We start from the raw sequence: 16,928 nt of genomic DNA on the forward strand, positions 1-16,928 counted from the left end.
AAAGCACTCAGGAGGAGCAAAATACCTTATTTATATTAGCAGGAAGCTAAGAAAAAATAGGGATTTGTTTCTCCTTTTTTATTTATATGACAAGCGTTAGGGGGACTGCTAAATGTTAGTGTTGGGACGTAAACCAGGAGAATATATTGTAATAGACGATAAGATTAAGGTTGCAGTAATAAGAAGTGAAGAAGGAAATTTAAGACTTGCTATTGATGCACCAAGAGAAATTAAAGTTGTAAGAGGCGAAGTATACGAAAACATGATTAAATAATATTTTCATATTTATGTAAAATTTAATAATTGTACAAGCTCAGGAGGAGCGATTTTCTTTAGAAGTTAGCAGGAAGCTAATAATCTAAAGGAAGTCGCTCTTTTTTTATTACAAAAAATAAATTTAATCAGTTCCCCTAGTCTGAACTGAGTTAGCAATCCGTAAGGATTTCTATAAATACAAAAAATTAAATGATGGTGGAAAAGGATGTCCACTTTAAAATTCAAGGAGGTATTTTATTATGATAATCAATCACAATATGAACGCAATGAATGCTCACAGAATGATGGGTATGAACACTGTTAATAGTGGAAAATCAATGGAAAAATTAAGCTCAGGTTTAAGAATAAACAGAGCTGGAGATGATGCAGCAGGTCTTGCAATATCAGAAAAAATGAGAGGACAAATCAGAGGTCTTGATCAAGCAGCAAGAAATGGACAAGATGGTATATCAATGATTCAAACAGCAGAAGGAGCTTTAAATGAAACTCATAGCATACTTCAAAGAATGAGAGAACTTTCAGTACAAGCATCAAATGATACTAATATAAGTGGCGATAGAAATGAAATACAAAAAGAATTAAACCAATTAAATTCAGAAATAGATAGAATTTCTCAAACAACAGAATTTAATACTCAAAAGCTTCTTAATGGATCATTAGGTTCAAAAGGAAGTTCATCAGATGCTACAAAGGTAGCAGTTGTTTCAACTTCAGGATTAAAAGCGGTTGTTCCAGGAGTTACTGATTCAGGAACTTATGATGTTAAAATAACAACAGCAGCAGCGAAGGCAAGTTTAGAAGGTAATGCAAATGCAAATGATGTAAATGTAGCTAAAGCTACAGGAGAAGAATTAGTTATAAATGGTGTTAAGATTGATACTACAAATGTAAAGAATACTGCTGATTTAAAAACTGCTATAAATGCTGTTAAGGATAAAACAGGAGTAGAAATGACAGCGGGAGCAGATGGTAGTGCAAAAATAAAATTAGAAGCAACAGAGGAAGGTTCTTCTAAAAAAATATCATTAGCTGGATCTGATGCTAAATGGTTAGAATCGGATATATTAGGTGGATCAACTGCAGGAACTGCAGCTGCAACTACTGCTGGGGTAGATGCAATAGTTGATATTACAGACAAAACTGCAAAAACAACTACAACAGTAACTGGTGTTGGACAAAAAGTTTTATATGATAATGCAGAATTTACTGCAAAAGGAGTTGCAAATGATACAGCAACAATAACTGTAACAACTTCAGGAGCTTCAATGCATATAGGAGCTAATCAAGATCAAACAATGTTAATTGATATGAATGAAATGTCAACTAAAACATTAGGAGATTCAACTAATGGAAATTATTTAAAAGACATAAATGTATTAACAAATGGAGGCGCTGAGAAGGCTATCACTACTGTAGATGAAGCAATTAAACAAGTTTCAGGAGAAAGATCAAAGCTTGGTGCATTTCAAAATAGATTAGAACACACTATAAATAACTTAGGAACTTCTTCAGAAAACTTAACAGCTGCTGAATCAAGAATCAGAGATGTTGATATGGCTAAAGAAATGATGAACTTCTCTAAGAATAACATTCTTAGCCAAGCTGCTCAAGCAATGCTTGCTCAAGCTAACCAACAACCACAAGGAGTTCTTCAATTATTAAGATAAGTGGGAATCTAAATCTTTGATTTAGCTATTCGAACTTACTCAGCGAGCAAAGCGAGTCGAGTTTCCTTTAAAAGGATTTTAGTTTTAACTAAAGTTGTGTGAGTCGCTTACTTATTGAACTGAGTTTCCTTATAAAAAACAGATAAGGATTAATTGATAAACTTATTTTATTGAAATATTAATCAAGGAGTCAGGGTTAAAATCTCTGGCTTCTTTTTAGAATATAGAGAAAATTGATAAAAAAATTATCACAATAACTGAAATTATTAAAATGATTATATTTTATTAAATTGGTTAATACTAATAATTAAAGTACTTAAATTATTAAATGGAGTTGTATAGCTATGGCAAAGAAAAAACTAATTTTGTATCCAAGAGCAATGTATCATTTAACAAGTGAATTTAACCATAAGAATGATATTTTTAGAGAAAAAGAGGAAATAAAACAAGAATTAAAACAGGAACTTATGTGGGTGAAGTACAGACAGAGGATGTTAGATATCATAGAGGAAAAGCTATTTCAAATGAAACAACTAGCAGAAAAAGCTAAAGAAAAAAGTCTTAGTGCAGATGAATCAAAAGAACTGAATGATAGACTAAATAATTTAGCTGAACAGGTTAAAGCACTAGATGAAGAAAGTAGAAGAATAGAAGATATAAGAATATTAGAATAAGCATTCATGGCTAAAGTAATAGCTATGGGTGCTTTTTTCATATTAAAAATTTATTTTATTAATTGATATAATATGATAAACTATGAAAGTATTTAAATGAAATCCGTAGAGATGGGCTACGGTGGTTGTACGTTTACCCACCTTGGGCTATTGGTAGAAATACTATAGCTTAAGGGGGTGGTATTGGAAAATGATTATTGGAATAGCAATTTTATTAGCATTTATTTGGCTAATAGTATTGATAAACAAGGCTTTAAGACATAGTTCTAAGAATTGTAATATAAAAATTAAATTAAGCATTAAATGTTTTGAATTTAGTTTTAATACAACAGAAAAGAACGCCCCATCAAAGCACGATTAAGCGTTCCACTTCTGTTAAAATCTTAAATTTCCAATAGCCCTAAAACTTAAAAACGTTCTAGGATTAGCTTAGTGTTCTCAGCACTAGGCTTTTTCTTATTTATATTATAACAAATTTAAAAGAAAAATAAACATTTATTTTATTAGTGAGATCAAAATAAATAATAAGTACAAGTCTAAATTGGTAGTAAGTCAGTCATAATCATCTGTAATTCAAAATTTTATTGAATATTTAAACAGAAAAGAAGTCAGAGTGAAAGCTCTGACTTCTTTTTTGAAATTTATTTAAAAAATTTTTATATTTTCTTAGAATATTGGTTTCTAATGCATATATATTATTTAGAAGATTAAGTTACATAACTTATATAAAGAAGTGTATTAAATTAATAAATAAAAATTAGGCTATGTTTTAAGTGAATGTTGATATTGTAGTATAAAGCTCATGGACAGGGGAATTTGCTTTAAGAACTCTAAAATAAAGCTTAGTCCAATTAATGCATGCTCCCAATCAAAGATTGCTGACAAGCAATTAATTGTACAAATCTTCATTAAGAGTTCTAAAAAGTAAATTCCAATGTCAGTTCGCCCTTATACTAAAATATCAACACTGTTTTAAAACACAGCGAAAAATTAATGTATATGATAAAAAATTAGAAGGGGTGTTTTTAATATGTCAGAAAGAAAAATAGTAAAATTAAGGGTGGATATGTATAGTGATACTAAATTTAAGATAATTGATACTATGGAGGAGAGGGATGTTATTCATTATATTTGGACTAGACTTTTAACTTTAGCTGGTAAGGTTAATTTAGAGGGGCATTTATATCTTTCAAAAAGTATTCCTTATACAATAGAAACTCTAGCTTTAGAGTTTAATAGAAGTGCTTTAAAGGTGGAATTAGCTTTAAAGGTATTTATGGACTTAGAAATGATTGAATTAACTAAAGGTAATGTTTATAGAGTTAAAAATTTTGTTAAGCATCAAAATATTAAATCTAAGAAAAAAGCTGATATTTTAGAAAAAGAAAAATGTGTTGAGGCAAAATCTAATGAGATTGATTTTGTGGTTAATAAAGAAGATGCGGATAATAAGGACAGTGAAGCAGAGAAATCTAAATGTAATGGAGAAAAATTTAGTAACGGTATTTTTATAGCTGATAAAGAAAGTATAGATAATACAGAAGGTATAGGTAATGAAGACAATGTATTGGATAAATCTAGTTATGTTAATTCTATAATGAATAAAGAAATTATAGAAAATGAAAATAATTATGTTTTAGAAGATAAAGCAAAGGATAAAGATCCTGTAGTTCATAATAAATCTATTAAAACTACAGAAATTTTAGATAGTAAAGATCTTAGAGTGTATGTTAATGATAAATTAGAAAATATTAAATGTGATTTAGATATAAAAAAAGATTGTGAAGTGAAAAATAATAATGAAGAGATTGATAAATGTATAGAATTTACTGATGGAATAAATAAATCTCAATTTGATAATGATGATACAGATAATAATTCTGGTGTAGAAGATAAAAGAGAAGTATTAGAAAATATTAAAAATGAGGTTAATATTAAAAAAGATTTGTATAGAAAAAAAGATATAGATGTTTTAAAAAATTCTTTAGAAACTGAAAATAGTAAACTTAATAATATTAAAGTAATAAATTTTGAAAGTACACCTAAAACTGATATTGATTTAAAAGATGGTATTAGGATAAAGGATAATATGAATATAAAATATGATAATATAGATAATTCAGTTTTAGTTCAAGATATTGACAAATTAGAAAGCACGAATAACACAAAAAGTTCAGTTGATAAATCAAATTTGGACAAGAATTTATTAGGAAATGAAGTGAATTTAGAAGATAAAGTGAATGTAGAAAAGGAATTTGTGCTTAGTAAAGGTAGTAGTAAGAAAAAGAAACGTAAGCCAAAGAAGAAAGATAATGATGTTTATGTTATTTCAGATTGGGAAGATGACGATAATATCGAATTATGTAAAGATAATGATAGTACTGAGTTATGTGAAGATGGTAAGAATAATGAAGAATTATGTGAATTTGGTGATAAAATTCCAGAAGGAGAAGTGATTACTCTATTTAAATTTTAATGAATTACTAGTTCTTTAAAACTTAAATACAGAGATAAGTTTGTGTATTTCTTTTTGTTTTAAGAAAATGAAAGATAGGGTATAATTGAAATATAGCAAGGTAGGTGGTATATTGTCAGTAAGTAATGAAAAAGTAAAGCTTGATGAAGTTTTAAAGTTTTTATTTTCTACTTCTAAAAAGGTTTTGGTTAATTTATTAAATGGAATTTTTAAAGAAAATTTTGATACTGATGAAGTTGAGTTATCAGTAAGTAACAATGAATTTAGGCATATGAAAGAAAATAACAGATTCAAAATGTTATGATTATTTTTCATCAGGCAAGGAAATCAGATTAACCTCATAGCAAGTCTATTAGGTCAATCTGTTGACGTAGCATGAAGGAAAATAGGCTTGGCAGATGGATTTGTTATTTTTTGAATATGCCTTTTATAATGGACACATTTGATACTTTAAGAGGAGATGTATTTTTTGATATATTAAATAATGAAACAAGCAATAAAGTTAGTTACCATTTAGAGTTTCAAACTAAAAATGATAGTACAATGGTAATAAGAATGTTTGAATATGGATTTAAAAAAGGTAAAGAACAAGCTGGAAATAGGGATGACTTTAAAACTATATATTTTCCTAAACAAAAGGTAATATTTATTGAGCGTAATAATAATATAAAAGGTGATATAAAGTTAAAAATAGTTTTATCTGATAAACAGAGTTTTATTTATTCTGTACCTGTAATGAAATATTGGGAATATACTGATAAGGAACTTATAGAAAATAAGATGTATCCTTTGTTGCCATTACAATTATTTAATTTAAGGAAAGAATTAGAGTATTTTAGAAGAAAAAATGATATTGAAAATATAAAAAGTTATCAATTAAAGCAAAGGACATTGCATCAAAGATAGCAAATGAATCAAAGGATTTGTTTGAAAAAGATGAAATAGTAGGTGAAGATTTTCATAAGATGTTGCTTGCAATTCAAAATTTAATTGAATATTTAAATAGAAATTATTTTAATGATAAAAGATTAGAGGAAGAGGTGACAATGACAAAAACATTATATGATCCAATAGTAGAGAAAAAAAGAATTGAAAAAAAGGCAAAAGAAACAGCAATAAAGGCAATAAAAATGGGAATGACTAATGAAGTAATAAATGAATTAACTGGATTAAGTGATAAAGAAATAAATGATATAAGAAAAGAGCAAAGCCATTAATAAAATTTGATAAACTTATACTATTTAACTATTAATTGAGAAGTCAGAGCGAAAAGCTCTGGCTTCTTTTTTTTAATTTATTTAAAAGTTTTTATATTTTTTTAGAATATTCGTTTCTAATGGATATATATTATTTAGAAGCTTAATTTACATAACTTATATAAAGAAGTGTATTAAATTAATAAATAAAAATTAATGTATATGATAAAAAATTAGAAGGGATGGTTTTTAATAATAATCAGTATTATGTTTAAATAAATTTATCTATGGTAGAATATAGGTATAGAGTGACGGAAAGAAAAAAGGAAGTGATTTTGCCATGGAAAAGGAATTTAATATAACTGGAACATGTATACCAAATATGCATTACATGGTTGATATATCTAATAAATTAGATGGTGTTATTAAGTTAATTAAAAAAGGAAAGTATTTTATAATAAATAGACCTAGACAGTATGGAAAAACCACTACTTTATTTTTGTTGAATAATAAATTAAAAGAAACAGAGGATTATTTACCAATAAAAATAAGTTTTGAAGGTATTGGAGATTTAATTTTTGAAAATGAAAATAGCTTTTCAAAAGAATTTTTGCAAATATTAGCAGATACTGTATTATTAAATAATTTAGAGTTGGCTGATTTTTTGGAAGAACAAAAAAATAATGTATGTAATTTTAGTGGTTTATCAAGAGTTATAACTAAATTTATTATTAAATCTGATAAAAAAGTGGTATTAATGATAGATGAAGTTGATAAAAGTAGCAATAACCAGCTCTTTTTGAGTTTCTTAGGTATGCTTAGAAATAAGTACTTACTTAGAAATGAAGGATTAGATTATACTTTTCATAATGTAATTCTTGCAGGGGTTCATGATGTTAAAACTTTAAAAGTAAAGATAAGACCTGATGAAGAGCATAAATATAATAGTCCATGGAATATAGCTACTGATTTTGATTTGGATATGAGTTTTTCTGTAGAAGAAATAAAAACAATGCTTGATGATTATGTGAAATATAAAAAAGTAAACTTAGATAAAGATTATTTTTCAGAAAAAATTTACTTCTATACTTCAGGATATCCATTCTTGGTAAGTAAACTTTGTAAGATTATAGATGAAAAAATAATGCCAGAAAATGAGCTGAAGTGGAATAAAGAATATATTGATATGGCAGTAAATCAGTTATTAAAAGAAAGTAATACTAATTTTGATAGCCTTATTAAAAATATAGAGAATAATAGTAAACTTAAAGAACTTATAAAGAAGATAATTTTAGATGGTTATGAGATTAGCTATAATCAGGATAATCAAGTTATAGCAATAGGAATAATGTACGGAATATTTAAGAATTATAATGGAAAAGTTAAAATTCATAATAGAATATATGAACAAAGAATTTATAATTATATGAGTTCATTAATAGAGACTTCGATAGATTTAGGAGCTTATAATGAAAGAAAAAAATTTATAAAATCTGATGGGGATTTAGATGTAGAAAAGATACTTATAAAGTTTCAAGAGTTTATGAAACATGAGTATTCAAAGAAAAGAGAAGGATTTTTAGAAGAGGATGGACGATTAGTTTTCTTAGCATTTATAAATCCAATAATAAATGGAGTAGGTTTTGCTTTTAAGGAAGTAAAAGGTGGAGAAGAAAAAAGATTTGATATAGTAATAACTTATAATAGAAAGATGTATATTTTAGAGCTTAAAATCTGGAGAGGAGAAGAGTATCGTCAAAAAGGTTTAATTCAGTTAGGCCAATATTTAGATCAATATGAATTAGACGAGGGATATCTTCTAATATTTGATTTTAGAAAAACAGAAAATAATATGGGAAAGATAGATAATGATGTAGTTGAAATTAATGAGAAGAAAAAGAAAATAACATCAGTATATTGTTGAGGAAGTTTGCTTAGTGTTGTAATCACTAAGCTTCTTCTTTATGTGATACCGAATTTAAAATAAAAATTTAATTTCATTATAGAATCAGATCGGATATGGTTTTAAGTTTAATCTATTTTTATTTTAAGAAAAAGTATTATAGTTCGAAAAATAATAGGAGAGTTTAATTTATAACATATATAAATTATGAATGGACGTGAGATAGTGAATGATAATATAGATTTATTAAAAAAGCAACTTAAGGAAAATATAGAATTACTTATTGATAATAACAAATTTCAAGAGGCAATAAAGATAGTAGATGAATATTTAAGAATATCTCCTAATGATGCTGATATGTATTCTATTAAAAGTGTTATTTTTATTATGCAAGGTTTCTTAGGTCAAGCAGAAGCTATTTTAAAAGAAGGTATTCGTAAGAATAATGATAATTTTGATTTACTTTATAACTTAGGTTATATTTATGAGCAAAATAAAAATTATAATGAAGCAATAATTATTTATAAGGTAGCTAAAAGAGCAACTAAAGATATTAAATTAAAACAATTAGTAAAAGAAAAGCTAATAGAACTTAATGAAGATGAAAAAAAATATAGAGTAATTTTATATGGAGATTATAATAATGCCTTTAATTTAAAAAGTGAGTTATATGAATGGGAGATTATTGGAATATGCAGTGAAAATAATTTGGAAGGTAGTATTTCTGTACATAATTTAAATAACTATGACTATGATTTTCTATTTGTTGTAGATGAAATAAATAAAACAAATAGAATAAGTATTCAGCATATTATGGATATTGCTAAAAATAAAAATATTTATTTTATAGAAGACTATAAAGTTTCTGTAATTGAAGGACTGGATTACAAGATATCAAAATTAATTGGACAGAATAATATAAATGGACTTGTTATGGGATTGTCTTATGGAGAAGTCGGAATAAAAGCAGAATCTTTATTAGATAATTTTATTAATTTTTCATTATCATCACAGGATTTATATTATGATTTTTTATTATTAAAAAAATTATATATGTTTAAGCAAGTAAAAGATAATTTAAAGTATGTAGTAATAAATTTAGCATATTATTCATTTGATTATGATATGACACAAACAATATCTAAAAATAGAATTCATAGATATTTAGATTATTTTAAGGAATATCATAATAATAATGACATTATTAATGTGGATATAGAGAAATATTTTTATGAAAAAAGAATTACTTTTAATGATTATATAGAGATGCAAAATTTAAAACAAGAATCAATATTAAATATTAATGATCCTAATGGACAACATGAAGCTAAGAAAAATTTAACTATGAATTATATAAATACAAGAAATGAATATGAAAATATATTTGATGAATATATAAGGTTTTTAATTGATAATAATATAAAACCAGTAGTAGTTATATGTCCAACTAGCAAGTATTATAGAGGATGTTATGATTATAGAAATAAAAAAGAGTGTTTTTATGATATATTAAATAGATTTAGATTAAAATATGAATTTCAAGTAATTGATTATTTTGATAGTGAATTATTTGAAGATAATGATTTCTGGGATTATTCTCATTTGAATGATAAAGGAGCGGAAAAATTCACACAAATATTAAATAAACAAATTAATTGGTAATATTAGATTAATTATAAAACAAAGAAGGAACAGTAGATAGTTTTGTGAAAAACCAAAATTGTCTACTGTTCTTATAATATTTAAGAATAAAATTATTGTTATAGTTCAAATAAAGCAACCAATAGCTGAATATATTTATAGTAACGATATATAAGGTGCATTTCAAAAATAATAGATCTGTATGCTCGTATATTTTGCGTCATACTGCGTCAGCAAATTTAGCTAATAGTTTTTTATTAACTGAACTTGTTTTCTTGTTAGATTAATAATATACAACGCCTCTTTGGTTTACTATTTTATTTCATGTGCCTAAATATATTGAGTTATAAGGGGGAAGGGGTTGGCTTTACTATGAAAAAAATATTAGTACCAATTGATGGATCAGAAAGAAGTATGAAGTCTTTAGAATTTATAAAAGGATTATTTCCAAAGGATACGATTGAATTAACGATAATGCATGTGCAAGAATTAGTTTTTATGAATGGAATGATGATAATTAATGAATTTGAAAATTCTAAACAATTAGGTCAGAGGATAGTTGATGTAGCATCAGAAAGAATGAAAGAATATTCACCTAAAACTTATTTGAGTTTTGGATATGCTGGAGAAGAAATTATAAAGAAATCGAGAGATGATGATACTGATATTATAGTTATGACAAAATCAACTAAAAGAGGATTAACTAAAATGATAGGATCAGTAGCGACTTTTGTTGTAAAGCATACTAAATGTATTGTTATGATTATACCTGAGTAATATTAAAATTATATAGTTATTTGATTTATTGGATAATTTTTATTGAAATATATAATGAAGGCAAGTTAACAACAAGTTATTAATTATAAATAAAACTATAAGATAAAAGTAGTTATTTAAATAAAGGATTTAGAAGAAATAATAATTTGAAGCATTAAATTTTGGAGTAAAATAGTGAGTATTAACAATGGAAAAGATTGTATGAAAATATTATAATAATATATGATAGCACTTTCATTAATTATGATGTAAGTGCTATTTTATATAGGAAGAACCTCTACTTTATTTTGGGTCAATAGTTTAGACGTAGACTAATGAAAAATAATCAAGGTATTTTGGACTCGTTATTTTCGTTCATATGCCTTATAATAAGTAATATTATGTGAATTAGGAGAAACGATTAATGGAATCTAATTTTAAGGTAAAAATAGAAGCGAATAAATTATCAAAGATAGAGTATATAATAAAAGATAAATCTGATATAACAATAGGAAGATTTTACATACTAGAGTTAGATGATTTAATTAAGAAATGTGATATAAAGCTTAAATTTTATAAAACATATGAATATGAGTTACTTAAAGAAGCATTAAATCTTATTCTTAAAGCTGTGTTTAAAGATTTAAATATATTTAAGGTTAATGTTAAAGCCACAGAGGGGGTAGATATTAATCCGTTTCTAGATTTGGGTTTTACTTTAGAAGGTGTTTTTAGTCAAAATGAATATTATAATGGTGAATATTTAGATGAACTATCATTTGGGATAACACGTATAGAATATAACAATAAGACTAAATTTTCATTTATAGAGTTACAAGGAGATAATATAGTATTGAGAAATTTAACTCCAGGTAATGCTGAAGAGTTATTAGATTATTATATAAGGAATAAAGAACATTTAGCACCGTTTGAACCTACTAGGGATAATAATTTTTATACACTAGAATGTCAGAGAAATCTTTTAAATGAAAGTTATAGACAATTTTTAAATGGATCTAGTATTGAAGTTGGGATTTTTAGAGACGATAAATTTATTGGAAAGCTAAAACTATCTAGTATAGTATGTGGAGTTTTTAAAAGTGGTATTTTAGGCTATTCAATTGATAAAACTGAAGAGGGTAAAGGATATATGAAGGAGGCAGTAAATATGTTTCTTAAATATATTTTTGATGAAGAAGGACTTCACAGGGTTGAGGCCTCTGCATTAGTAGATAATGACAGATCTAAGGGTGTGTTAAAGAAATGTGGATTCAAAGAATTGGGATTAAATGAAAAATATTTACTAATAGATGGAAAATGGAAGGATCATTTGACGTATTATATTATAAAAGAAGAATTTTATAGAAAATAACTTTAATTATGGGATATACAAGTCTTATGTAAGTATGATAAAATTTTCATATAAATGTTGTGATACAAGTTCCACAATTCAAATTATTTTAATAAATGTAGAATTTAAATTACAATTAGAATACTTATAGTATTATTATTAATTAAAGATAATACTATAAGTGGTAGTATAAATAATGTTAACTTTAAGCTTATTATCGAATAACTAAAAACTTTATTTATAATTTAGAATAAATATATAGTTTATATTAATTAAAAGGCATAATAAACTGTATATATATTAGAAGGAGAAAAAAGGATGATGGTAATACTTAATAAAAATGAAGTAGTATCAAAGGTATTTAATAATAATATAGTTTTAGTTAATTCATCTGGAAAAGAAAAGATACTTTTTGCAAAAGGTATAGGCTTTGGTAAGAAACCTGGTGTAATTATACCTAAAGGTACAGAAGTAGATAAAGTATTTACTATAGAAAATAAACAAAATATAGAAAATCTTAATAATATAGTTAAAAAAATTAATGATGATTTCTTTGCAGTTTGTGAAGAGGCTATTTATGAAATATCTAAACAATTAGATGATGAATTAAATGAACACATACATGTTGGACTTATAGATCACTTATATTTTTCAGTTGAGAGATTAAAAAATAAAGAAGTAATTGAAAATCCATTTTTAGTTGAAACAGAAACTTTGTATCCTAAAGAGTTTACATTAGCTAGGATAGTTGCTCAAAGAGTAGGAGAATATTCAAAAGTAAAGATACCTGATGGTGAAGTAGCATTTATTGCACTTCATATACATTCTGCTTTAAATGATGGAAAAATTTCTAATACAATTAAAAATACATTTTTAAGTAGTACTATAGCAGAGCATGTTGAATATAGATTGGGTATAAAAATAGATAAAAAATCTTTAGATTATGCAAGATTTTGTACTCATATAAAATTTGCTATACAAAGAATAATGGATAATTCATGTGTTCATAATGATTTATCTAAAGTAATTAAAAATACTTATAAAGATTCATATTCTATAGCAGAAGAAGTTTGTGAAATTATTGAAAGTGAACTTGATGTAAAAGTTAAAAGTGATGAGGTAGCATTTTTAACAATTCATATTGAAAGATTTAAAGGAACTACAGAATAGAAATCAAACTTTTACAAAAATAAGTTTTTATGTTATTATAAAACCATAAAATTAAGGTGTAACTGGTAATGCAGGCAAGACTTAATATAGGCAAAGAAAAATTTATTATTTATACAGGATAAATAATAGGTTTTTCTGGGCTTATATCTAAGTCTTTTTTATTTTGAAATTTTTAAGTTAGCCGACTTAAAGTAATTTCATTTACATTTTTATTATTTATAAAGTAGGAGGAATAAGTTTATGCTTAAATATTTACAAAGAATAGGTAAAGCTATAATGTTACCAATCGCAGCATTACCTATAGCAGGAATATTACTTGGTCTTGGTGGCGCATTATTAGGAATAAAAGGATTAGATAATCCACCATCTGTTTATCAACCATTAATAGCATTTGTTAGTATACCATTTGTTACGGCTATATTAACAGTAATGAAAAATATTGGAGATATTATTTTTGGTAATTTACCAGTATTATTTGCAGTAGGAGTTGCAGTAGGTTTAGCTAATAAAGATAAAGGTACAGCAGCACTAGCTTCAGTATTTGGATTTATAGTAATGAATAAAGTTGTTTCAACTTTACTTATTTTAGGTGTTACTCAATTAGGAGTTGTTACACCTGATAATGTTGGAATTTATAAAACATATGTAACAGAAAATTTAGGTATATTTACATTAAATATGTCAGTGTTCGGCGGTATTATAACAGGTATAGTTACAGCAATATTACATAATAAATATCATGAAATTCAATTACCACAAATTATAGGATTCTTCTCAGGATCAAGATTTGTTCCAATTGTTACTTCAGTAGTAATGGCATTAATAGGTGGAGTTTTAGCATTCGCATGGCCAATCGTTCAAGATGGTATTGCACACATAGCAAATTTTGTTAGAGATGCAGGTCCAATAGGAACTTTCTTATATGGAGTAATTGAAAGAGCATTAATACCATTTGGTTTACACCATGTATTCTATACACCATTCTGGTTTGGATCATTTGTTGATGCTCAAGTATTAGTTAATGGATCATGGCAATCAGTAGCAGGAGCTAACACTGGTTACTTTGCACAATTATCAAGTATGTCAGATTTAGTAGGTGCTTCATCAGATACTATGTCTACAGTAGTTTCAGGTACAACAAGATTTATGGCAGGTAAATTCCCATTCATGATGTTTGGTTTACCAGCAGCAGCACTTGCAATGTACAAAACAGCAGCACCTAGCAAGAAAAAGGTTGTTGGATCGTTATTATTCTCAGCAGCTGTTACAGCATTATTAACAGGTATAACTGAACCATTAGAATTTACATTTTTATTTGTTGCACCAGTTTTATATGGAATACATTGTTTATTAGCAGGATTATCATTCTTCTTAATGGATATACTAAATGTATTCATAGGTATGACTTTCTCTGGTGGGTTAATAGACTTCACATTATTTGGTTTACTTCCAGCAGGAGCAGGCGTTCCAACTAACTGGATAAAACTTATAATCGTTGGAATAATCTATGCAGTTGTTTACTACTTTATATTCTTATTTGTTATTAAGAAATTTAACTTAAAAACACCAGGTAGAGACGAAGATGAAGGAGAAACTAAATTATACACTAAGGCTGATTTCCAAGCAAAAGGTGGAACAAAAGGTGAAATAGCTGAAAAAGCACCAGCTGTACTTGAAGCTTTAGGTGGAGAAGTAAATATAGTAAGTGTTGATGCTTGTATAACAAGACTTAGAGTTGAAGTTAAAGACAAATCTAAGGTAAATAAACCAGAATTAAAAGCATTAGGTGCATCTGGTGTTATGGAAGTAGGTAACGGAATACAAGCTATATTCGGTGTTAAAGCAGACGGATATAAAAATGCAATTAACGATATTTTAGGTAATAGATAAAGATTTATAAAAAAATTAGAAAAAGTGAGCTATTTGTAGCTCACTTTTTTTCTTTATATATAAAATGGCTTAGATAATCTATTTAAAAACAAAATGTAGAATAGAAAGAATTTCAATGATTTTATAGTTATGTAGTTTTTTAGTGATTGAACATACTTAAGAAATGTATATTAAGATTCTCAGTTGAATCATATTGAAGATATTTATTATATAGGTAGTATTTGCGATTCTATAATCTTTATATATTTATAGATAATATTTAGACACATTCAACAAATAATAGAACAGTATGATTATTCTATTTTGTCTGATACTGCGTCAGCAAAATATACAACGCCGTTGAGCTATTAATTTATGTGCCTTAGTAAGAAGTTTAGAGAAGACAATATGGTATGTTGAGATGCTTGCTTATATTAAAAAATTAAAACATGTCCCAAAATTAATATGGCTCAAAATGATTTTAATATCATTTTGAGCCATATATAGTAATTGTATATATATTAGAATATTAGATTGTATATTCTAATACTGTAGTATCTCCGGCTGTAGTATCTATGTTTTCTACAGGTTTGATTGAAGAAAGTATATCAGGGTTTGTTATTAAAACAGGAGTTGTTAAAGAAAGACCTTTTCCAGTAATAAAATCTCTATTAATTTTAATTATAGGAGTTCCAGCCTTAACTTTAGTTCCTTGTTCTGCTAATTGCTCAAATCCTTCTCCACCTAATGAAACAGTATCAATACCTATATGAACTAAAAGTTCTACACCATTTTCTAATGTAAGTGCAAAAGCATGTTTTGTATTAAATACTAAAGTTAATTCTCCATCAGCAGGTGCAACAACAATATCATCAGTAGGATTAATTGCTAGACCATCACCAGCCATTTTTTGAGCAAAAACAGGATCTGGTACTTCAGATAGAGGTATTGTTTTACCAGTTATAGGTGCTATTAATTTACAATCATTATTTTTAGGTTCAACTTTTTTCTTTTTTAAAAATCCAAACATAGTTTATATCCTGTCTAAACAGGATAATTCACATCCTTTCTTTCTATATACAAATTATTAAGTTGTTTACTGATCTTAAATCAAAAACTTTAAGAATAGTTTCTATTCTAAAATATAAAAAAAGGCATAAGCTTTTCAAATAAAACTTATGCCTGATTTAACAGTAACACGTATAACAATATTATATAGTCGATATATTTCGCTGTCAATAATGTTATATGAGTTATTTAATTGTTATCATAAATAAAATCAAAATTTTTAATAAATATGATGAAGTCTATCCATAAATATGTAAAAAAGTAAAATTTAATTAAGGAAATCGATAGTTTTTAATACATTGGTATTAATTAAATTTAGAATTATTAGTTTTATTAAGGTAAAGAATAGGTTAGAAAACTAAGCTTGGAGATTAATATAGTGTTTTGAAGGGCAAATTTTAAAATATAACGCTTTTATATAAGTTATAAATCCAGTATTATGAAGAATACTAACCCAAGCGTATCAATAGTAATATTATCAAGGGAAAAAGAGGAAAAGTTAGAATCTATAAGTTAAACTTAAAAGATCATACAAAAATAAGGGATTATAAATTAAGTATATGATAAGATAAAACACGTCGCTGAGGCAGAAACAACTTAGAAAAAACTTCTGAAAAACAGAGTTTAAAATTTCTTAAAAAAAGTTGTTGACACTGAAAAAAACAAGTGATATACTGAGTAAGTCGCTTGAGGGCGACAAGTTAAAACAAAAGCTGACAACGGAAGTTGAAGCGAAAGAAAATGGTCTTTGAAAATTGAACAGAATATAAAAAATACATTTAAGTAAACCAGCAATTCTTTTTGAAAGTAAGCTAAGATTAAACTTTTTTATGAGAGTTTGATCCTGGCTCAGGACGAACGCTGGCGGCGTGCCTAACACA

14 protein-coding genes and 1 pseudogene are annotated in these 16,928 nt (G+C 26.3%); 14 read left to right on the plus strand and 1 reads right to left on the minus strand.

The features are described 5' to 3' along the window. Positions 1-112 precede the first annotated feature (112 nt). From KYD98_RS15850 to KYD98_RS15915, 14 genes and pseudogenes are all read left to right on the plus strand, one after another. Positions 113-274: a carbon storage regulator gene (locus KYD98_RS15850; protein ID WP_219781022.1), complete on the plus strand. Its 162-nt coding sequence runs from the start codon at positions 113-115 to the stop codon at positions 272-274. Between the two features lie 241 nt (positions 275-515). Then, complete coding sequence (locus KYD98_RS15855) at positions 516-1,943, plus strand: flagellin N-terminal helical domain-containing protein (protein WP_219781023.1); 1,428 nt, start codon at positions 516-518, stop codon at positions 1,941-1,943. A 344-nt stretch (positions 1,944-2,287) separates the two neighbouring features. Further along, entirely contained in the window at positions 2,288-2,617 is a 330-nt protein-coding gene (locus tag KYD98_RS15860) for a hypothetical protein (protein WP_258049872.1), read from the plus strand. Between the two features lie 190 nt (positions 2,618-2,807). Further along, on the plus strand, positions 2,808-2,978 hold the full coding sequence (locus KYD98_RS15865) for a hypothetical protein (RefSeq protein WP_219781024.1): 171 nt from the start codon (positions 2,808-2,810) through the stop codon (positions 2,976-2,978). A gap of 669 nt (positions 2,979-3,647) precedes the next feature. Beyond that, positions 3,648-3,984, plus strand: a pseudogene (locus tag KYD98_RS18515) (phage replisome organizer N-terminal domain-containing protein); the annotation flags it as partial. Between the two features lie 1,194 nt (positions 3,985-5,178). Then, positions 5,179-5,397: a hypothetical protein gene (locus tag KYD98_RS15875; RefSeq protein WP_219781039.1), complete on the plus strand. Its 219-nt coding sequence runs from the start codon at positions 5,179-5,181 to the stop codon at positions 5,395-5,397. 110 nt (positions 5,398-5,507) lie between these two features. Beyond that, on the plus strand, positions 5,508-5,999 hold the full coding sequence (locus KYD98_RS15880) for a hypothetical protein (protein ID WP_219781026.1): 492 nt from the start codon (positions 5,508-5,510) through the stop codon (positions 5,997-5,999). Positions 6,000-6,016: 17 nt separating this feature from the next. Next, a complete protein-coding gene (locus KYD98_RS15885) occupies positions 6,017-6,310 on the plus strand; it encodes a hypothetical protein (protein WP_219781040.1) in 294 nt (97 codons plus the stop codon). A gap of 319 nt (positions 6,311-6,629) precedes the next feature. Then, positions 6,630-8,213, plus strand: a complete 1,584-nt coding sequence (locus KYD98_RS15890; RefSeq protein ID WP_219781027.1) for an AAA family ATPase — start codon at positions 6,630-6,632, stop codon at positions 8,211-8,213. A gap of 204 nt (positions 8,214-8,417) precedes the next feature. After that, positions 8,418-9,854 (plus strand): tetratricopeptide repeat protein, encoded by a 1,437-nt coding sequence (locus tag KYD98_RS15895; protein WP_219781028.1) that lies wholly within the window; start codon positions 8,418-8,420, stop codon positions 9,852-9,854. 351 nt (positions 9,855-10,205) lie between these two features. Beyond that, positions 10,206-10,610, plus strand: a complete 405-nt coding sequence (locus tag KYD98_RS15900; RefSeq protein WP_219781029.1) for a universal stress protein — start codon at positions 10,206-10,208, stop codon at positions 10,608-10,610. A gap of 403 nt (positions 10,611-11,013) precedes the next feature. After that, on the plus strand, positions 11,014-11,961 hold the full coding sequence (locus KYD98_RS15905) for a GNAT family N-acetyltransferase (RefSeq protein ID WP_219781030.1): 948 nt from the start codon (positions 11,014-11,016) through the stop codon (positions 11,959-11,961). A 297-nt stretch (positions 11,962-12,258) separates the two neighbouring features. Beyond that, positions 12,259-13,110 carry a BglG family transcription antiterminator gene (locus tag KYD98_RS15910; protein WP_219781031.1) on the plus strand — a complete coding sequence of 284 codons (852 nt, stop codon included), beginning with the start codon at positions 12,259-12,261 and terminating at the stop codon, positions 13,108-13,110. A 240-nt stretch (positions 13,111-13,350) separates the two neighbouring features. Next, the gene (locus tag KYD98_RS15915; protein WP_219781032.1) at positions 13,351-15,000 is read left to right on the plus strand and encodes a PTS transporter subunit EIIC; all 1,650 of its coding nucleotides are present in this window, start codon (positions 13,351-13,353) and stop codon (positions 14,998-15,000) included. 508 nt (positions 15,001-15,508) lie between these two features. On the opposite strand, the gene KYD98_RS15920 is transcribed toward KYD98_RS15915, so the two are convergent. Further along, a complete protein-coding gene (locus KYD98_RS15920; protein ID WP_219781033.1) occupies positions 15,509-16,009 on the minus strand; it encodes a PTS sugar transporter subunit IIA in 501 nt (166 codons plus the stop codon). Positions 16,010-16,928 lie beyond the last annotated feature (919 nt).

The organism is Clostridium weizhouense, assembly GCF_019431045.1.
Classification (GTDB): domain Bacteria; phylum Bacillota; class Clostridia; order Clostridiales; family Clostridiaceae; genus Clostridium; species Clostridium weizhouense.